The 19,632-nt window shown below is 36.5% G+C and carries 23 protein-coding genes; 6 read left to right on the top strand and 17 right to left on the bottom strand.

Translation table 11 applies throughout. The features are described 5' to 3' along the window. The first annotated feature begins 89 nt into the window (after nucleotides 1–89). The 3 genes from QUG14_RS05450 (at nucleotide 90) to QUG14_RS05460 (ending at nucleotide 2,463) form a co-directional block, all read left to right on the top strand. Nucleotides 90–1,265 (top strand): MBL fold metallo-hydrolase, encoded by a 1,176-nt coding sequence (locus QUG14_RS05450; RefSeq protein ID WP_289339508.1) that lies wholly within the window; start codon nucleotides 90–92, stop codon nucleotides 1,263–1,265. A 62-nt stretch (nucleotides 1,266–1,327) separates the two neighbouring features. Beyond that, nucleotides 1,328–1,570 (top strand): DUF3006 family protein, encoded by a 243-nt coding sequence (locus QUG14_RS05455; RefSeq protein WP_289344075.1) that lies wholly within the window; start codon nucleotides 1,328–1,330, stop codon nucleotides 1,568–1,570. A 194-nt stretch (nucleotides 1,571–1,764) separates the two neighbouring features. Next, nucleotides 1,765–2,463, top strand: coding sequence for a sulfite exporter TauE/SafE family protein (locus tag QUG14_RS05460; RefSeq protein WP_353961063.1), 699 nt, complete (start codon nucleotides 1,765–1,767; stop codon nucleotides 2,461–2,463). 57 nt (nucleotides 2,464–2,520) lie between these two features. Here the strand turns inward: QUG14_RS05460 and QUG14_RS05465 are convergent, their stop codons facing one another. The 6 genes from QUG14_RS05465 to QUG14_RS05490 form a co-directional block, all read right to left on the bottom strand. Next, a complete protein-coding gene (locus QUG14_RS05465; RefSeq protein ID WP_289339509.1) occupies nucleotides 2,521–2,808 on the bottom strand; it encodes a putative quinol monooxygenase in 288 nt (95 codons plus the stop codon). A gap of 35 nt (nucleotides 2,809–2,843) precedes the next feature. Continuing rightward, nucleotides 2,844–4,343: a malate:quinone oxidoreductase gene (locus QUG14_RS05470; RefSeq protein WP_289339510.1), complete on the bottom strand. Its 1,500-nt coding sequence runs from the start codon at nucleotides 4,341–4,343 to the stop codon at nucleotides 2,844–2,846. Nucleotides 4,344–4,579: 236 nt separating this feature from the next. Further along, nucleotides 4,580–4,762, bottom strand: a complete 183-nt coding sequence (locus QUG14_RS05475) for a hypothetical protein (RefSeq protein ID WP_289339511.1) — start codon at nucleotides 4,760–4,762, stop codon at nucleotides 4,580–4,582. A 131-nt stretch (nucleotides 4,763–4,893) separates the two neighbouring features. Beyond that, nucleotides 4,894–5,247 (bottom strand): hypothetical protein, encoded by a 354-nt coding sequence (locus tag QUG14_RS05480; protein WP_289339512.1) that lies wholly within the window; start codon nucleotides 5,245–5,247, stop codon nucleotides 4,894–4,896. A gap of 135 nt (nucleotides 5,248–5,382) precedes the next feature. Next, nucleotides 5,383–5,973: a cysteine hydrolase family protein gene (locus tag QUG14_RS05485; protein WP_289339513.1), complete on the bottom strand. Its 591-nt coding sequence runs from the start codon at nucleotides 5,971–5,973 to the stop codon at nucleotides 5,383–5,385. 14 nt (nucleotides 5,974–5,987) lie between these two features. After that, nucleotides 5,988–6,983, bottom strand: a complete 996-nt coding sequence (locus tag QUG14_RS05490; protein ID WP_289339514.1) for a DUF3231 family protein — start codon at nucleotides 6,981–6,983, stop codon at nucleotides 5,988–5,990. A 229-nt stretch (nucleotides 6,984–7,212) separates the two neighbouring features. Here QUG14_RS05490 and QUG14_RS05495 point away from each other — a divergent pair, with 229 nt between their 5' ends. Beyond that, complete coding sequence (locus tag QUG14_RS05495) at nucleotides 7,213–7,449, top strand: ABC transporter (protein WP_289339515.1); 237 nt, start codon at nucleotides 7,213–7,215, stop codon at nucleotides 7,447–7,449. Nucleotides 7,450–7,799: 350 nt separating this feature from the next. Here the strand turns inward: QUG14_RS05495 and QUG14_RS05500 are convergent, their stop codons facing one another. The 9 genes from QUG14_RS05500 to QUG14_RS05540 form a co-directional block, all read right to left on the bottom strand. Beyond that, entirely contained in the window at nucleotides 7,800–8,150 is a 351-nt protein-coding gene (locus tag QUG14_RS05500) for a 2Fe-2S iron-sulfur cluster-binding protein (RefSeq protein WP_289339516.1), read from the bottom strand. 228 nt (nucleotides 8,151–8,378) lie between these two features. After that, a complete protein-coding gene (locus QUG14_RS05505; protein ID WP_289339517.1) occupies nucleotides 8,379–9,068 on the bottom strand; it encodes a GntR family transcriptional regulator in 690 nt (229 codons plus the stop codon). 35 nt (nucleotides 9,069–9,103) lie between these two features. Beyond that, nucleotides 9,104–9,634 (bottom strand): chromate transporter, encoded by a 531-nt coding sequence (locus QUG14_RS05510; protein ID WP_289339518.1) that lies wholly within the window; start codon nucleotides 9,632–9,634, stop codon nucleotides 9,104–9,106. Further along, entirely contained in the window at nucleotides 9,631–10,227 is a 597-nt protein-coding gene (locus QUG14_RS05515) for a chromate transporter (protein ID WP_289339519.1), read from the bottom strand. Before QUG14_RS05515 ends, QUG14_RS05510 begins: the two co-directional genes overlap by 4 nt. 105 nt (nucleotides 10,228–10,332) lie before the next feature. After that, nucleotides 10,333–10,812: a GlcG/HbpS family heme-binding protein gene (locus tag QUG14_RS05520; RefSeq protein WP_289339520.1), complete on the bottom strand. Its 480-nt coding sequence runs from the start codon at nucleotides 10,810–10,812 to the stop codon at nucleotides 10,333–10,335. 27 nt (nucleotides 10,813–10,839) lie between these two features. After that, entirely contained in the window at nucleotides 10,840–12,303 is a 1,464-nt protein-coding gene (locus QUG14_RS05525; protein WP_289339521.1) for an aldehyde dehydrogenase family protein, read from the bottom strand. A 147-nt stretch (nucleotides 12,304–12,450) separates the two neighbouring features. Continuing rightward, on the bottom strand, nucleotides 12,451–13,182 hold the full coding sequence (locus QUG14_RS05530; RefSeq protein ID WP_289339522.1) for an iron-containing redox enzyme family protein: 732 nt from the start codon (nucleotides 13,180–13,182) through the stop codon (nucleotides 12,451–12,453). Between the two features lie 224 nt (nucleotides 13,183–13,406). After that, complete coding sequence (locus QUG14_RS05535) at nucleotides 13,407–14,177, bottom strand: creatininase family protein (protein WP_289339523.1); 771 nt, start codon at nucleotides 14,175–14,177, stop codon at nucleotides 13,407–13,409. A gap of 71 nt (nucleotides 14,178–14,248) precedes the next feature. Beyond that, nucleotides 14,249–14,578 carry a 2Fe-2S iron-sulfur cluster-binding protein gene (locus QUG14_RS05540; RefSeq protein ID WP_289339524.1) on the bottom strand — a complete coding sequence of 110 codons (330 nt, stop codon included), beginning with the start codon at nucleotides 14,576–14,578 and terminating at the stop codon, nucleotides 14,249–14,251. Between the two features lie 262 nt (nucleotides 14,579–14,840). Here QUG14_RS05540 and QUG14_RS05545 point away from each other — a divergent pair, with 262 nt between their 5' ends. Together QUG14_RS05545 and QUG14_RS05550 are read left to right on the top strand one after the other, a co-directional pair. Next, entirely contained in the window at nucleotides 14,841–15,176 is a 336-nt protein-coding gene (locus tag QUG14_RS05545) for a hypothetical protein (protein ID WP_289339525.1), read from the top strand. Nucleotides 15,177–15,610: 434 nt separating this feature from the next. Further along, nucleotides 15,611–16,993 (top strand): hypothetical protein, encoded by a 1,383-nt coding sequence (locus tag QUG14_RS05550; protein ID WP_289339526.1) that lies wholly within the window; start codon nucleotides 15,611–15,613, stop codon nucleotides 16,991–16,993. Nucleotides 16,994–17,053: 60 nt separating this feature from the next. On the opposite strand, the gene QUG14_RS05555 is transcribed toward QUG14_RS05550, so the two are convergent. Together QUG14_RS05555 and QUG14_RS05560 are read right to left on the bottom strand one after the other, a co-directional pair. Further along, on the bottom strand, nucleotides 17,054–17,740 hold the full coding sequence (locus QUG14_RS05555) for an NAD(P)-binding domain-containing protein (protein WP_289339527.1): 687 nt from the start codon (nucleotides 17,738–17,740) through the stop codon (nucleotides 17,054–17,056). Between the two features lie 179 nt (nucleotides 17,741–17,919). Then, nucleotides 17,920–19,368 carry a hypothetical protein gene (locus QUG14_RS05560; protein ID WP_289339528.1) on the bottom strand — a complete coding sequence of 483 codons (1,449 nt, stop codon included), beginning with the start codon at nucleotides 19,366–19,368 and terminating at the stop codon, nucleotides 17,920–17,922. Nucleotides 19,369–19,632 lie beyond the last annotated feature (264 nt).

Below are 19,632 nucleotides of genomic sequence, written 5' to 3' on the forward strand. Positions count from 1 at the left end.
AAAACTGAAGATGATATTACTCAGTCAGTCCAAAATTGTCTGAATTTGGTTGAAATATGTTAAGCTAATAGGTGAAAAGGGGGAATTGAATGCAAAAACGTTACCTTTTTGCTCTATTTAGTTTTATCATTATTTTTATTCTAAGTGGTTGTGGACAAGAACCAGTCAATCCTAATCAAACAGATATCGCCACTAGAGAAGATAACAAAACAGAAAAATCATTGCCTCCGGAAAAAGAAGAAACCAAAAATAATGAAGTGACACAAGCGGCCTTATCTGGCCTTAAGGTCCACTTCATTGATGTTGGGCAGGGTGACTCGACGTTACTGCAATTTTCCGATGAGGATGAAGACTTTGCAATTCTCATTGATGCTGGAAACTGGACTGGTAATGAAGTCGTCAATTATCTTTCATCTCAGCGTGTATCACAACTTGATATTGCGATTGGGACACACCCGGATGCCGACCACATTGGACAGTTGGATCAAGTCATTAACACTTTAAACGTAGGAGAGGTATGGTTATCGGGTAATACGAACCCCTCTAAGACCTTTCAAAGGTTGTTACAAGCAATCAATTCTAAAGACGTTGACTACTATGAACCAAGAATGGGTGATCAGTTTGAAGTTGGCCCGCTCAAGATTGATGTCTTATACCCAAAAACGATAAGCGAGCATGATAATGAAGAATCAATTTCGTTAAAATTAACCTATGGTAAAGTTACATTTATTTTAACAGGTGATGCCACAACTGATGATGAATTAAACATGCTTCAAAGTGGAATTGATGTAACAGCTGACATTATGAAACTGGGCCATCACGGTTCAACCACTTCCACTCATCCGACGTTTTTACAAAGAGTGAATCCAGCTGTTGCGATTTACAGTTCCGGGCTAAATAATACGTATGGCCATCCACATGATGAGGTGGTAAACCTTGTTAAAGGTTCAAACATTCAGCTTTATGGAACTGATGTTAATGGGACCATCATTGTTGAAACGGATGGGAAGGAATATAAAGTATTAACGAAAAAAGAAGGCACCATTACACCCTCAAGTAGTGGAAGCACTGCAAAAGATGAGGCAAAAGTGGAATCCGCGCCGATTGTTGGCAATTGTGTTAACGTAAATAGTGCCACTCCTGAGCAATTACAAGAAATCATTCACATTGGTGCTGCCCGTGCGCAAGATTTAATAAAATTAAGACCTTTCACATCAGTTGATGATTTAGGAAGAATCAGGAATTGGTCCAGCCAGAATTGCTGATATTAAATCACAAGGACTTGCTTGTGTAGGAGGTTAGGCTTATTAAAGGATATTTAGACAGAATCGAAGACAATCAATTTGCTGTTATTTTAGTCGAGGAAATGAAAAAAGAATTTATCATTCCAACAGAAGAATTGCCAGAAGGCAGCAAGGAACAGTCCTATTTCGAGATTACCATTGAAAATGATAAAATTACATCGATGAAATTGGACAAACACACCACCCTATCTGAACAGCAAAAAGTTGATGACATGATGACAAAACTCCGTTCTAAGAGTACAGGCAGCAAATTTAAAAAGAACTAGAAATAATAAGGAAAGTAGGGAGTGTAATCCTCCACTGCTTTCCTTTTTCTATTACCGTTATATACTCTGGAAAGAAACTATTTATAGAAATATATCCTTTTCTGCTTTAAAATAATATAGAGATTATAAAACAGGGGTGAGACATCATTTTTGAATTATCTTACATCGAATGGATTGTTGTTATTTTAAGTACTGTGTTTATCGGTTTTACAAAAACCGGAGTATCCAGCATGGGAATTCTTGTCGCTACTATTCTAATGTATGTTTTCCCTGCAAAAGAATCAATCGGTATCTTATTGCCCATGCTTGTGGTTGGTGATCTCTTCGCTGTTATTTTTTATCGTCGAAGTGTCGTTTGGAAATATCTCATTTCACTGATACCATGGGTACTAATCGGAATCGTAATCGGTTATTTTGTCCTTAACCAAATAAATAGTGATCAGTTAAAACCACTTATTGGCATGATCGTATTAGCACTAATAATCTTACATGTTAGTCGTGAGAGATTAGGAGAAAAGTTTACGAAGGTACTTCCTAAGTCCTTATGGTTCACGGTATCTATGGGGATTTTAGCAGGATTTACGACTATGATAGGAAATGCTGCTGGCGGTGTTATGGCCATCTATTTATTGATGAAAGGCTTACCAAAAAAAGAGTTTGTTGGCACAGGGGCATGGTTTTTCATGTTTGTGAATTTGATTAAGATACCGTTTTATATCAGTTTAGGTTTAATTACGGTTGATTCCATCACGTTTAATGCTTGGTTGATTCCTACTATTTTAATAGGAGCAGTCATCGGTATCAAAGTGGTACCTCTCATCCCGCAAAAAGTCTTTCAAACACTTATTCTTGGATTTGCGCTTATTGGAGCATTAAGACTTATCATCGTATAAAAAAAGTAACCGTTCCAGTTTAACTAGGACGGTTACTTTTTTATTATTCAATGAAAATTACTCGACTTCTTTATAAATGTTAACTTCTGTACTTTCACGCATACTCCTAAGACCCGGTACAATTCTTTTGACATGTTCAGCTTTATTGTGTTGATTCAAAGCCTCTACATCGACCCATTCTTCCAGCATCGTGACGATAGATGGATCATTGATATCTTGATGAAGTGCGTATGTGATACAGCCTTCTTCTTTTCTTGTTTCTGCGACCAATTCTCTAGCCTGAATTAAATATTCTTCTATATTCACTTCTAGCTTTAATTTTCCTTCGGCAACTACTTTTATCATGACGTAACCTCTCTTTTCTCTCGGTTAGTAAAGAATTAACTAAAGGCCATCTCTTTTTCGCTAAGACCAAGCGATTGTGCTGTTGAAGTATGGATATCCTTCAGTAACAGTGGGTTTTCCAATAGTGAAACGCCATAAGAAGGGATCATTTCCTTGATTTTCGACTCCCACTCTTTCATATGTTCTGGGAAACATTTATTAATTACCTCAAGCATTACGTGTACAGCAGTAGAAGCACCAGGTGATGCGCCTAGCAAGGCAGCAATTGAGCCATTTGCACCTGTGATTACTTCGGTACCAAATTGAAGCGTTCCCTTACCAGCCTCAGTATCTTTAATAACTTGTACTCGTTGACCAGCTACAACAAAATCCCAATCCTCAGCAACAGCACTCGGAATAAATTCACGCAACTCTTCCATTCGTTGTTCTTTCGTTAACATCACTTGCTGAATCAGGTATTTTGTCAATGACATCTCTTTTGCGCCAGCAGCCAACATCGTTAAGACATTGTTCGGTTTTACGGAAGTTACTAAATCAAGCACTGAACCTGTTTTCAAGAACTTGGGCGAGAAGCCAGCAAATGGTCCAAATAACAATGTTTTTTCATTTTCGATAAATCTTGTATCAAGATGTGGAACAGACATCGGCGGAGCACCAACCTTTGCTTTGCCGTATACTTTTGCATGATGCTGTGCTACAACTTCAGGATTATTACATACCATAAATATTCCGCTAACCGGGAATCCTCCAATATGTTTGCCCTCAGGTATACCGGACTTTTGCAGTAAATGCAGGCTTCCTCCACCGCCACCGATAAACACGAACTTTGCAGTATGGCGTTTGACCGTACCACTAAAGAGATTCTGGACTTTCAATTCCCACATACCATCGTTTGTACGTTTAATATCATTTACACTATGATTATAGTTTATTTTTACATTTTTCTTCTCTAAATGCTCAAACAACATACGTGTTAAAGCACCAAAGTTGACATCCGTTCCTAAGTCAGCTTTTGTGGCTGCTATAGGTTCATTCCACTTTCGTCCTTCCATAATAAGAGGAATCCATTCCATCAATTTTTCAGGATCGTCGGAGAATTCCATCCCTTGGAAAAGGGGATTAGCAGACATGGCTTCAAAACGTTTCTTTAAGAAGTTTACATTCTCTTCGCCTAGTACCATACTCATATGAGGCAATTGTCTTATGAATTCCTGTGGATTATTTACCAACTTGTTCTTTACAAGGTATGACCAAAACTGCATGGAAACCTGAAACTGTTCATTAATTTTTATTGCTTTACTAATATCGACCGATCCATCTGGTTTTTCAACTGTGTAGTTTAGTTCACAAAGTGCGGCATGCCCCGTTCCAGCATTATTCCATTCATTAGAACTTTCTTCTCCAGCATTCTCGAGTTTCTCAAATACTTTAATATCCCATTCTGGTACTAATTCTTTCAAGAGTGTCCCTAAAGTAGCACTCATGATTCCGGCACCGATTAAAATGACGTCCGTTTTAGTTTCACTGTTGCTCATAATAACCAACCTTTTCTCTTGAAATTTGCGCAAAAAAGATGTAGGCGTTTTCACAATCACTAGGATGATCCAGTCAAACATCTCTTCTGTCTCAAAAAAATCCATAAAGTAATCTATATCAATTATTTTTAAATCCAAATATCTTCTATTATATGATAATTATAAATTATTTAAAAGCTTTTAAATTGAAAGAAATCCTTCTACAATGGATTGGAACGCTGATAAACCAAAATAGTTTAATACAATTGCCTAAAATAATCCTTCAGTTCTTTTTCCGATAGAATGATTTTGCCGTCTAAATTTATGGTTTGTAAAACAAACTCTTTAACACCGATAAACTCAGATTCGGCTATTACATAGAAAATCATTCCTCTTTTATAAATATATCTGAAATCTTTTATTAATTTATACCTTTTCATGTATATACCTCATCTGGTGTGATTGATGTTATTTTACCGTCCGTTCATTTATCATTCAAGAAAGATGAGGTATTTACTCTAGAAAATGATACAACAGAGGGATTCCCTCTGCTGGAGTTAAACTTCTTGAATTAGTTGATAAAAAAGTCTTTGAAGTAAATTAAAGATATGATTCCAGCGACCACTGTGTAGCCAACAGCAACATAAAAAGCAGTTGTAGGTTGGAAATTAAGTTTTTGCCTATCAATTTTTGTCTTCACTTCAGTGGCTGCCCAATTATCATCATTATTACCGCTTTGTAGCCTTGCATCAGCTAAATCAGAAGTAAATCCGCCTGAAGAATTGAAAAACCAAATACTGCATGTCACTACCAGTCCCGCCATAAATAACCAATCCATAAAATTGGAATGGAATAATGTTGCTGCACCCCAATTAACGAAAAGAATTATACCTAATGTAATGATTGCCCAAAGAAATTCCCCCATATTGTTCTCCTCACCCTATCTATTTTTTTAATTTTACCACAAAATGGTTACTTTTCTAATTATTCACAAAAAGTTATTGCATTTAAGACATAGAAAAAGGTGTCAACGAATATTGACACCTTTGCCTTATTGTAATTATGTTTGGTTTGGATAACCGCTTTGCTGCAGTTCCGTCAGTAGTTCAACCGTCTTAACTATAGTCGCAAACTCGTTATGTAATGCAGCCACTTCATACATATGTACATCCTTAGGAGAATGGGTTGTCCCAGTATGGTCGGTAATTTCGAATGCAGCACTCGCATCTTCTACAAGGAAAGTTTCAAACCCTAAATTTCCACTCATCCTTGTAGTCGTGGAAACACAGTGTTGAGTGGATAACCCCGTAATTACCAGAGAAGTCAATTGCTTTTCCCTTAAGTACAACTCTAATTTTGTCCCAATGTACGCACTATTAACATTTTTTTGAAAAACAATCTCATGTGGTAACGGTTTAATGATTTCCTTAAACTCGACACCTACTTTATTTTGATAATTGAGAGGTGAATTAGGCAATAACGATAAATGCTGAGAATAAATAACCTCCCAGCCACGTTTTCTCCACTCAGTTAAAAGCTTTAAAATATTCTCCTCTGCTTGAGGGTTGTTACGCTCTCCCCAATAGGGATCATCAAAACCTTTTTGAACATCTAGAACTAACAGAGCTGGGGATTTTAAAATTGTCTTCATGTTGTTCTCCTATGTTATTTCACAACTTCAAATTGAGGAGGCTGCTCCATCCAATTTCTTTCAATCAATAAATTCATTCCATCTTCAGCAAAAGCTCCTGTTTTGGTTATAAAATTTGCGTACATGGCACTTATATCTCTACGCATGGTAGTTGATAATCCCATACCATATGCTCCTATCCCCAGATTAGAAAGCATTCCGATGACAAATAGCATTAATTGCTCAGAAAATGGAGGAATAGTCGAAGTAGTTACACCTTGGTCCCATGTAACAGCTGCTGGTACTTCACTTTCTTCCAATGTGTCATGAATGGAGCTTAAAATATATTGACATAAATTTTTTCCTCGAAGAAAATATTCCTGAAGTTCACTATCCTTTGTTACTTGTGAAAAACCAGTGCACATATGCATGCCCATTTCATTCTGAACTGCATTAATCAAGAGATGTGTGACTTCAATGCCTAACAATGAACGTCTACGCCCGAACCAACCGGTCATAAAATTTTCTTTATTAACAAAATCAATTTGTGATGGATAATTCATAAAAGGCATTCTTACATATATCCCTTTTTCTTGCATACTTGTAACAACGTTATTATACAATTGAGAAACATCGTCCATGAGGTTTTTAAATAACATCCGCACATCCTCTCTAGCAGCAATTGTTAAACTCGCCGTATGTGATGCCACCCCAAATTTCGACATCTGTAGAACACACTGTATGTAATAGATATCCGAAAATAGTTTTGGTGCTTTTGGCACTACATGTTTCTCCGCTTTAAATCCTTCAGGAACAATGATGTTCTCCTTTAAAAATAATTGCTCTAAATCATTCTTATGTTTCTGAGCCAAATGCTTTGTCTCCTCAAGTCTTATAAGAATCTCAGGATCAGTACACGTTTCAATAAAGTGAGTCATTAAGCAGATTACTACACTGATATTAATATTTGTAGCCCATAAAACTGATATTTCAGCACTTGTTAATCTAACAATATCTACTTTATTTATCATCAATTATCCCTCCATAATTTTTAGAATTCCCAAATCAGAATAAGATATTTAACATATGTAAATCTAAACCTTTCTAACTGTCCGCCTGAGATGGACAGTGTCCACGACCGGTGCCTGTCACCATTTCTTTTCCTGCCTATTTTATGCCCCTTTTCCTGAATTTATAAAACATGCTCTACAACCTCTGCATACAATAATCTTGAACAACCATAGTGAGGAGGTGAATCTTATGGGTAATGGTCATTCTTCCTGTGGCATTTTGGGACTTTTCCTTGGGTTTTTAACAGGTGTAATATGGTTGCTGCTTTCCATTTTGAATGTCGTAACAGGCTTCTTTACTTTACTAAGTTTAGGTAGCCTTGGTACTATATTAAACATCCTTATTGCATTAATCGGCTTCCTTGTTGTGATTGTTTTTGGACTACTCATATTCAAGAAAGTCTGGCGCTGTTATTTTAAAAAGTAATAGTAAAAAGCCTATTTAGATAATTTTCATTATCTAAATAGGCTTTTTTTGGGAATTGAGGGTTTACATTTTACTCTTGTTTTCCTTCTATATCATATTCTATACTTAACCTAATTTTTTTCGGAAATTCATATATTGATTTTTTGTTGCTTTGTATGTTTGATGCGTGTAATAAACTTTTGCAGATGCGTGGTTATCACATAGCGTACACTTAATTTTATAAGGAGCTTTCCGTATATGGGGAATTTCTAACAATGATAATGCTTCTTTCATATGCGTGTGACAAACCCACATTGTTTTCACCTCAAAAGATATGATTGATTTTACTTACAGGGTAAAGTTTAAAATCTTTATTTATTCGCAGACACTTCCTGCTTTAATTTATCTGGTTTTCTCATTTTTACTTGTTTAGTAATTTCATCATCCCATGAAATTTCAATATCCCCATTTGTAACAAAGGTCTGACAGCCTAAACGATACCCTTTATCTAGCCATTCCTCGCCTAACTTCCTTCTTTCCTGAATCTTTACATTATCAAGGAATTCAGCCCCTTCTTCCGCTTTAAAAACGCAAGTACCGCAAATTCCTCCTCCACATCGATTGGGAAGATCTCCATCATAGCGAAGTGACATTCTTAAAATATTGGAATCCTCTGGAACTTCTAATTGTTTATTACTATTAATAAATCGAATCGTTGGCATCTATGAATTCCTCCTTGAAATGTTCTTCTTGGTATACAATATACCATAAATTTAATTATCAGACAATGCGTAAATTTAAAATATTCTAATTATTTATTTTATCTTTTCAAACTGATGACGACTGTTAGTATAAATCAGAATAAAAACTAGATTTCTACTATCTTTTTATTCAATTAACCTATCAAGTGGATAAAAATAAAACAGGCTGCTTATTAAATAGCGCCTGCCTTAACTTTTACTTTTATAAAGCTTCTCCTGGATATTTTCCATATAAGTAATATACGCTTTTTTTGAATTTTCTATATGAATCCTCATCAAATACTCAGCCATTTCCGTTTCTTGATCACGTAATGCCTTCATAATATCGATATGTTCCTTTAAAGAAATTTTCCTTCTGCCTGGTGTCTCATAGCCCATATTAGCCGCCATATGGATATAGTCTATTAATCCAGATAGAATTTCAAATAATTTAGGACTTTTCGATGCTTTATTAATTAAATGATTCATTTTAATATGTTCAAAATTAAAATTTTCTTCTTCATTCTCTTCAATTTCCATCAGTTCTTTTATTTTTTGATCCAATTCTTTTTTTGTCTCTTGATCCATTCTTTGTGAAGCTAATTTTACTGCTAGAACTTCTAATGATGCAAGAATCGTAAAAACCTCAATCACTTCATTTACAGATATATTGGAGAGAACGACCCCTTTCCTTGGTACAGTTTTCACAAATCCTTGTGATTCTAGTCGGAACAAAGCCTCCCGTATTGGCGTACGGCTAATTTTCAATTTAGCTGCAAGCTCCCTTTCAATTAGACGGTCTCCAGCCTTAAACTCTCCTTCTAGGATCATCTTTTTTAAATATAGATAGGCATGTTCTCTTATTGATAATAAATTATTTTCCTCCCATATTACTTCCATCATTTCACCTCCTGAAATTTGTTTATTTTTTTAGATTAAGATAAAAAGATACCGCCATAAAGCAGCGCACCAATTATCACAAAAGATGGATGGACCTTCATCCTGCTTAAGGTGAGATAACTGAGCAAAGCTAAAAGTACAAGGTGAAAGATACCGCTATTTTCAAAAGCTGTTAAGAAGAATTGATAGGCCATCACTGCAAGTAAGATCGCGATGATTGGCTGGACTGACTTTGTCATTAGCTTAACTTTGGGTGAATCCTTGAATAAATTCACAAACTTAAACAACAAAATAACGGCGATGGCTGATGGAAGTATCGTTGCAGCAAGTGCAACAATCGAACCGAGAACACCACCTATTTCATACCCGATAAAACCTGCCATCTTCGTCGCGATTGGACCTGGTAAGGCATTGGCGATGGCTAACAGGTCGCCGAACTCTGATAGAGTCATCCAGTCTCTTTCATTGACTACTTCGATTTGTATTAATGGTATTGTAGCGGGTCCTCCTCCGTATCCCAAAAGATTTGCAATAAGAAACGACCAAAATATTTCCAAATAAATCATGAGCTTTTCTCCTTTAGTTCAATCACATCTTTTGGAGGAGTGTTTGCAGCCTTTTCTTTTCGGCTAGCTATAAAAAAGGCTGAAATTAAAAAAGTGGCAATTAAGATTCCTGGATGAAGTCCGACCAACTGAATTAGGATGAAAGAAATGGCCGAGAACAATAACATCTTTGGTAAACCCAAACCTTTTTTGCCGTTTTGGAAAAAACGATAAGCCATTTCGGCTAGCATAAACCCTATAACAGGCGTAACCCCTTGAACCATTCCACCTACAATAGGTGAATGACTAAATGAATAAAGAACACCTAACAAACCAAGCATGGCAATGACAGAGGGAAGAACGTGGGTTAATATCGCTACCACAGCGCCTATGTTGCCTTTTACTTTATAGCCGATATAGGCAGCCATTTTTGTAGCAATAGGACCTGGCAGCGTATTAGCTAGAGCCAATACCTCACCAAACTCTTCTTCTGACATCCATTTATATTTTTTCACTGCCTCAAATTCGATTAACGGGATGGTAGAAGGTCCTCCTCCATAGCCTGTAACTCCGGTACGCGCAAAGCCAATGGCTAATTCCAAATATTTATTCAATTGATTCTCTCCATCCTTCCTTTGTAGGTACTCTTTGGGGTGTTGAGGCTCATTTATGGACCTCAAATTGTTCCTTAATTTAAACAGGATGAGGTCCCTTTTTCCTTATATTTTAATATCCGGTTGTGTTAATACTGTAAGACCCTTACTTTCTACATGCTTTTGCAAAGCTTCGAGTGCTGCCGTACCAACCGCTATGTCCTGCTCTCCATTCCCGCCGCTCACTCCCACTCCACCAACCACTTCACCATTCACAACAATTGGAAATCCTCCCACAAAAATGGCGAATTTACCTGGCAGCATTTGTTGTATACCGAATGCTTCGTTTCCTGGTAATGCAGGACCATTTGGCTCTTTATTAAATAGGTGAGTAGATCGTTTATGACCAGAAGCCGTGTATGCTTTAGCAATCGCAATTTCAGGTCCAGTTATTCTCGCTCCATTCATTCTTTCAAGGGCGATTAAATTTCCTCCGTCATCCACGATCGCGATGGTTTCAAGTACATTGATGTCTTCAGATTTTTTCTTTGCAGCTTCAATCATTAAATTTGCTTCTTCTAGTTCTAATGTTAATTTTGTTTTCATTACTTTATTCTCCTCAAACTTTCTAATTTAATATCCGATATATACGGTCTTCAATTGCGTAAAAAATTCCAAACCAACCCGGCCGGATTCACGGAATGTAGATGTACTTGATTTTTTCAGCCCGCCAAAAGGTGCATTCATTAAATTCCCAGTGGTGGTTCGATTGACCTTTACGGTTCCGGCTTGAATATCTTTTGTAAATTTATTTGCAGTCTTCAGACTGTCTGTAACAATCGCTGCTGACAAACCATACTCAACATCATTTGCAACCTGAATGGCCTCTTCATATGTATCTACTTCAATGACAGCCACGACAGGACCGAAAATTTCTTCTTTTGCAATTCGATGATCAGGTTTTACATTGGTAAAGATAGCTGGCTGAACATAATATCCTTGTTGAAATTGGCCTTCTGTAAGTTGTTCTCCGCCATAAACCAATGATGCTCCATCCTCTTTCCCGTACTCAATGTACTTCAGGACGTTTTTCAATTGCTTTTCATTTGCCAGAGGACCGATTTTCACGCCCTCTTCAAAGCCATTTCCTATTTTCAAAGCTTTCGTTTTTTCAACTAATTTTTCCTCAAATTGCTCTCTTACATTTTTCAACACGATTACTCTGCTTGTTCCCGTACACGCCTGACCCGTTAAGGAGAAACCACCGTTAACCGTTAAAGTGGCTGCCAGGTCAATATCTGCATCATCCATGACGATTAATGGGTTTTTTCCGCCGAGTTCCATCTGTGTTCGAGTTGTAAAGGAAGATTTTTTGTGAATATCTTCTCCCGCAGCAGTTGAACCTGTAAAAGTAATGGCCTTAATAGAAGGATGTGTAACCAAAAGGTCGCCTACCTCTGAAGCTCTTCCTGTAACAAAATTTATCACGCCTTTTGGTATACCAGCCTGATGTAGTGCTTCAACAAGACGTAAAGCAATTAATGGTGTATCGGACGAAGGTTTAAATACAACCGTGTTACCTGTGATTAATGCTGGTGCAATCTTTCTTGCAGGAATGGAAAGCGGAAAATTCCATGGAGTAATGACACTTATTACCCCAAGTGGTTCTCTTTCTGAAGAAACCTTCATATCCGGATCATCATTTGGATATGTTTCGCCTGTTATCGTTTGTCCTTCAACTGCATAAAATCGGAGAGTTTGTGCAGACCGAATCACTTCATTCTTAGCGTCCGTAACATGCTTTCCCTCTTCCCTTGTCAACTCTTCGGCATATTGATCCGCATTTTCTTCCAGTATGCTGGCTGCTTTATTTAAAATAGCTGCCCGTTTTGATGGAGATGTCTTTGCCCAATTTGGAAAAGCATTTTGGGCTGCTTCTATGGCTTCCAGGATATCTTGTTCATTGGAAGCTTGGAAGGAGCCAACAATATCTTCTGTATTAGCAGGATTAACATTAAAAAACTGTTTTTGGCTTACTGATTCCTGCCATTCACCATTAATATAGTTATTGAACGTTTTCACTTTAGTAGTTAACAAACAATCACCTTTTTCTTTTTTAATAGAAAATGGCCGTCATTTAGAACCTCGATTTTACAAGATTAATATGACGGCCTGGAAAGATAGATTCTATCAATGGAGTGTTATCCCTAAGGAATCCTATCTATTTATATAAATCTAAGTATTTTAGTTGGTTTGAACTAAAGACCCTAAGTCCTGCTCAAGATACTCTCTCCATAAACCATCCATGTACATACGGCGCATTTTAGCACCCACTCTAACAATTTCAAGACAACGTTGTTGTAATTCTGGAGTATCAGCGTGGTCAAGAACAATCTTATATCCACGTTCACCATGAATTTCATCTGAAACAATGTGTAAGTCAAAGAATTCAATTTCTTCATCTGTAAATCCGTATTGAGCGCGTAATGCTGGTGTTTGCTTTCTATAGATATCAGGCACTTGAGATTCTAAACCTACCACTAGGGCAGCAGTGGCAACAACGAAATGTTCACGTGCCGCTACAGCAAAGCACCAGCTTTGAAGACCTAATGTGGTCGGTGCCATATTATCTGGGTTAATGACTCGTTCAGCAGTGGTGCCACATGCTTCCGCAAAACGAATCAATAAATCTGTATGACGATCTGCTGCAATCTCTTCTTCATACATGTTTTGTAAAGTGAAGTCTTTTGCAGCTGCAAATTTTGGATCGCTTGGAGTATTGTGATAGATATACGCAAGGTAATCTGCGAATGGCCCTACATAGTGGTAATGATTTTCAGCCCATCTTGCAAAGTGTTTTCTTTCAAGTTTTCCTTCAGCCCAAGCTACTGTAAATGGAGCCTTCTGGCTATGGTTTCCTTTAATTGCTTCTTCTAGTTCTTTACGAAATTCATCTTTTGATAAAAATTCTGACATTTTTACTCCTCCTGTTTCCTGGGCATTATCCCCATAACTGTATTTGATATTTTGTATACCAAATTACAGTAAAAAATATAGATTGTAATGATATACTCTCTATAAATTTCTGATTATTGTATTTGGTATACCTTAATAAAAATATTAACCTATTATTTTTTATTTGTAAATATAATTTTTAGAATTTTTTAAAATATCAATCAAATAAATGTAAAACCTGCGTTTTATATATATACATCCATTTTTAGATTTAATAAACTGTTGAGCTCTTTTGAGAGATTCTCCAATGCTTCCTCAACGATCTGCTGCCCTAATTCCCAACTAGCTTTTGTGGCATCTCCAATCGAACCATTTTGAGTCATTTCTTCATAAAAATAAAAGCCTTGAATAGCCTTTCCAGGTCTAAGCTGCTCCCATCTTCCAGATTCTTGGATATCACCTTTCTCAAGTTGATCTGGCCGAACAAGCTCTGGAGCTAAATACAAAGCTTCTGAGACCTCTCTTTCACAACTGTGTCCAAACAAAGGTGATGTTATGAAATTTCCGATTGTTTTTTTTGCCGATGCTGTGGTTTTTGCATAGTAAATGTCAACATTCAGTTCTTTTGTCAATGTCATAGAAGCAACATTTAAAGTAGTTTGGTTTCCACCATGTGAATTTAACAATAAAAATTTTTTGATTCCATGATGACTTAGTGATGATAGCATGTCTTTTAGGATCGCAATTAACGTATTGGGCTGCAGGGAAATAGTTCCCGGAAAGTTCAAGTGGTGTGGCGAAACACCCATATTAATTGTAGGAGTAACCAATGCATAAGGAAACATTTTTTGGCCTAGTTTTTCTGCCATTTTTTCAGCCAATACTGCGTCGCAGCTTTCTACCATATGAGGACCATGTTGTTCATGAGCTCCAATTGGAATGATCGCAAACTTAACAGTCTTTAACGACTCTTCTACTTCCTGCCATGTCATTTTTGTTAGATTATAACACTCCAATAAAATCCCCTCACTCTAACTTTATTCATCTAGGTATTTTGTATACCAACAAATTCTATAAAAATGATCTCCTACCGTAGTGTAGCAGATTGCTTCTTTGGTGCCTGAATCGAGATATTCTCTTGTGAGATTTCTATATCTTGTTCAATTGTTAATTGGCAGGTTAATCGATATCCCTCTTCCACCTTATCACCTAACATTTTAATTTCTTTCCAATTCGGAGGTGCAATCGATTCTCCACCACTGATCACTTTGCATGTGCACTTCGTGCAACGACCCATTCCACAACCATACTTTAATTGAGGAAATTGTCGTATACCAGCTAAAACTACTAAATTCGCATTATCCTTAACTTGCTGTTCGACAACAGTTCCATCTACATGAAGAATTACTTTTGGCATAAAATATCCCCTTTCAGTATAGAACAAAGAATTTGATACTTTTCTGAATTATACATCTTTTTTGCACGAGAAGAAAAGAAGTTTTTTATAATTTTTTAAAAAATTAGAATATACCATTGAACAATTTGATAACTTGAGATACACTACTCATAAGGTATTTGGTATACAAAATATCAAATTGAGAGGTGATCATTCAAACCATTTATTCCTACGTTTCTATTTATATCAAGAAGAAAAAGAATAATTAGAGGGAGTGTTACAAATGGGGAACTATATTGTATTAACGAATAAAGATACTTTTCAAACCATCCTTGAAAACGAAGGATTACAGGTAGTAGAAACCTATGACTTTTATTTCTTTGAAAAATTAAAAGCCAAATACACGATTGCAAAAGTTATCGATGAAAATATTAAGATTCAATTATTCGAAGAATTTGAAGGAAAAGAATATGTAAACCACATTGCTGTAAAGTTTTTCGAAAGATTTGAAACGATTGAAGCGGCACGAGAAGAATTAAATGAAATTGTTAAAGCATCAGGTAATAGTGAAGATTCCATTCACTCAAAGCTGGTAAAAACAGAAGAAGTAGCTCTATAAGCTAGACAACAGCATACACTAATCATGTAAAAACCGGAGCACACCCATCTCACCTCCGGTTTTTTGTTTGTTTTTTAAGAATACAACAAAAACCGTCACTATGGAGTGACGGTTCTTTTTATTCATATGGGAAAGTTAAAATTTTAATGTTTTTCTTAGTCGCGCTAACTTCTTTTCAGCTTTTTCCACTGCTTTCTTAGAACCAAATAGAAAATTAAACATCCCCATTACCTCCTAATTTGTGTATTGCTTACACTTATTCTATTACTGTATTGAAAAAATTACAACAACATTGTATACCAAATACCAAAAATATAGTGTATAATATGTATAAATGGTGAACAAATCATATGAAATCTTTTGTTCGGTATACCAAAATAGTAATAATTACAAAATTTGTATAATGAACAAATTCCAAAAAAGCTGGTGTTGCTATGTTGAGATTCCTATTTTTATTGGTCATATTTATGTATTTATTATCTACTTTACTGCCTCAACTAGACTTTAGTTTCCTGCTATCGATTCTATGTTTCATTATTGTATTATCAACGTTATTTCTTGCTAAACGCTCCGTTCAAATACTGGGTGGTGCATTTCTACTCTTAGGGATCATGCTCCTATGGAAAAGCGGAGCGTATTGGCACAATTACATATTATCTTTTGGTCCTATGCTTGACTTGATTACATTATTTACATTAGTTCCTATATTAGGAATCCCTATCAAATTAGGTGGATATAGCGGTGGCATACAAACAATTATTCAAAAAAAGATAACGAATTCTGGTAAGTTATATATGATAACTTCAGGTATTTCCTATTTTTTTAGTATTTTTATGAATCTCGCAACTTTGCCAATGGCGTATTATTCCATTCGCCCTGCTTTAAACATGTTTGCTGTTGAGAATAAAGAACGTTTCATGAGTAGAGCCATTACCAGAGGTTTTGCCATGCCACTACTATGGGCTCCCGTTACCCCTATTGTCGGAATTGTAATTTCTGTAACCAACGTAAGCTGGGTATCAATATTACCCTATGTGGTGCCACTAAGCTTATTAGGCTTGGGAATGGATTGGTTCATAGGAGCACGCAGGTCTAAAAAAATGCTTACTTCTGTTCCAGACGTTTCTGTCCATGAAACTGCCGCTGCGATAGAACCTGGTCAATTGAATTCTCCCGGTAGAATCATTCAAATTTTCTTGGCCATTATTATTTTTATTATTGCTATTTCTATAGCAGAGTCTCGATTTCATCTTTCCTTTTTAATTCTAGTTTCATTAATTGTGATTCCATTTGCATTTGCCTGGTCACTATTCCTAAAAAAAGGGACAGAATTTAACAGTCAATTATTAAACCATTTTCACTCCTTTTCAATCAGTATGAAAGATCAATTTTTCATTTTTCTATCAGCTGGATTTTTTATATCAACGATCAATATCTCACATACCGATGAATTGTTAAATGGCTGGATTATGGAGTTTATTCAAGTGGCTGGAGTGGAAATCTTTCTGATATTACTTCCGTTGGTACCTTTGGCTTTTGCCTTTTTAGGTCTTCATCCTGCCGTCTCCCTTGCACTGATGACAGGAGGATTGGATTTATCTGTTCTTGGACTTAATCCACACATACTAACAGTGGCCATGTTGGCTGGAGCAGTATCTTCCTTCCTAGTAGGTCCTTATAATGCCACACTAGGTCTGATGTCAAACCTAGTAAAAGATACATCTTATAAAGTATCAAATTGGAATATTTCTTTTACGACAATTTATATCAGTATTGTTATGCTTTACGTGTTTCTTTTGCAAGTATTTACTGGCTAGAACTATAAAAATATGGAAAACCAGGAGCTCGTAATGCAGCTACTGGTTTTTTCAATTCATTTATTCTTTCTCTGTCTCGATTTGTTTAATGATTTCCTTTGCAAAGTGACCAAGAGTCCCGTTACTATAGGAACGGATTACTTCAGGTGCAAGGGATGTTAAAGCTCTATTAAGATATTCTGGTGATAATTGTCGCCTAGCAAATTCTGTCTCCAAATTTATCGCTGTTTTTAAAGCGAAATAAGTTGCTAATTTATTTACCTCTGTTAAACAATTCTCACTATCTATTTTTACCTTTCCAATTTGCTGAAAAAGTTCCTCTATCTGATTAGATAATGTAGCTTCTGTAATAAATAAGCCATTTCCATGTTCCAGTAAGTCTCTTCCATGCCCCATATACTTCACACCATGAACGTTCAAGGATGGAAACTTAGCAGAAATTTCGTTAGTAGGAAGATTTGTTGCCATATTGATAATAGCAGGTGACTGTTGTAAATCACTTTGAATCTCTAAACTTGAGATAAATGGGATTATCTCCATTGCGGGCAGTGCTAGAATTAGGACATCTAATTCCGCTAATTCTCTTTCCTTTAAGATAAAACCATGTTGAAAATGTTGAACAAATTGTTCTGATTTTGTTTTCGTAGGGTGGTAAACCCCTATTGAAATTCCTTTTTTATCCCAATGAGCCATCATCGCCGTGCCGAGCTTACCAATACCAACTAAACCGATCCTTTCTTGTTTCATCCTTTTTCCCCTTTCATCTTATCATCCTTTGTATTCCAACTTTTCAAAATAACAATTAGCCTTAATCAACTAAAATAAGAAAGCTATTCCAAAAATCAGTTCCTTACTGACTTTTGGAATAGCCCGATATTTATTAACAAACTTCAACTAGATAAGAGATTCATCAAAACAGCTTTCTTTTACCAAATTAATACTGCACAAATAGTTGCAATGATTAGTCCAGTTATTACTGGGAAGAAGTTTTTTCTGGCTAACTCTAATGGTGAAACTTGTAGGAAACCGGCTACTGCTACAAGAGATGACCAGGCAATAAGTGTGCCTCCACCGCTCCAAACCGCACCCATCTGCCCAATCGCTGCCAAAGTTCCAGGATCGATGTTACTTCCAGGAGCTAACGCACCAGACAATGCGCCTGTTAAAGGAAGCCCAGCAAATCCGGAACCATCTAACCCCGTAATAATTCCAATTATCAAGATACTAAACGCTGCAATAGAAGGACTTTGCGGTATATAATTTTGTCCAGCTTGGATTAAGTCAAATAGAAATGCTGGTTTTGCTGCCTCTTCACCTAAAGAAAGGATAGACGCTGAAAAATCTCCACTACCCATAAAGAAGTAACCTGCAATGGGAATCACGGGTGCCATTGCACGAAATGCGAAAACAAAACCTTCTGTAAGATGCTCGCTTATTTTTTCGAGTGCATGAATACGGTTGAAAGCAATAGTGGCCAATACTAATAGGATGGTAGCAACCCCACCTATAAATGCTGCACCGTCCCCACCTTCAAATCCTGCTCCATTACCAAGTTTGGTCTGGAACATAAAAATCATAACGGCCAACATTGCTAAAGGAACAATGATAGCAAATACTTTTCCCCAAGTCGCTTTTCTCTGGTTAATTTGAGCACTCTCTTCTACAGTAGCAGCAAGTTCTTCATTAACATTAAAGAATGCTTTCGCTTCTTTATTCGCGTCTGATACAGATCCAACTCTTTTAGTAATAGCTTTTCGATGCGTTACATACACAATCGCTAGAGAACTTATTCCGGTAATGAGAGAAAGAATGAATGCCTTGTCTGAAACTAAAGCTTTATCAATTCCTGCCGCTTTTGCACTAAGCATTGGCGCTACTTGCATAATATAGTCTGAAGAAAGTGCCATTCCCTGACCTGCGATACAAATAACCATTGCTGATGTCATCACTGGTAATCCCGCACTCACTGCAGCTGGAACTAACAACGCACAAATGAGTGGAACCGCTGGGGTTGGCCAGAAAAAGAGGGAAATCACATATGTCGTGACCATTAAAACGAGATAAGAGACATGTCCGTTTACCATTATTTTTTGAATAGGTACGACCATCCTTTTATCCGCCCCTAGATCTTTTAAAGAATTAAGGAGGCCAATCATGATAGAGATAATTAAGAAAATACTGAATAGCTCCTTAGCAGCAACGAGGTTTGCATTAAAGACTGCTTGAAACCCTGCAATAAAACTCCCTTTATAAACTGCTGCTATTACAAAGGTACCAATAATAAGAGGTAAAACAATACCTTTTCTAAAGAGCATGATAACAATAACGGCTACAGTGACAAATAGATACACCCAATGAGCTAATGTTAATTCCATATTTCCCCTCCGGCTCTCAACATTGTTTAGATCTAAATTCCTTTTGGATGACAAGTAATATTAGTCATTACAAAGTAGATGAGGTATTTATTATGCAGGCTAATTTATGTATTTACCTCACTTACAATAGATTCATTACTATTGCGATTTCGTACGTTTGTACATTGTGCATTGTAGATTGTATACCATAATAAAAATTTTTTCTTCTTTTTAATAGAATAATGAGTCCCTACTAGAATCTGCAGCAATTTCTAACGACCGATC

Origin of the sequence: Neobacillus sp. CF12, assembly GCF_030348765.1 — a bacterium.
Taxonomy (GTDB): domain Bacteria; phylum Bacillota; class Bacilli; order Bacillales; family Cytobacillaceae; genus Neobacillus.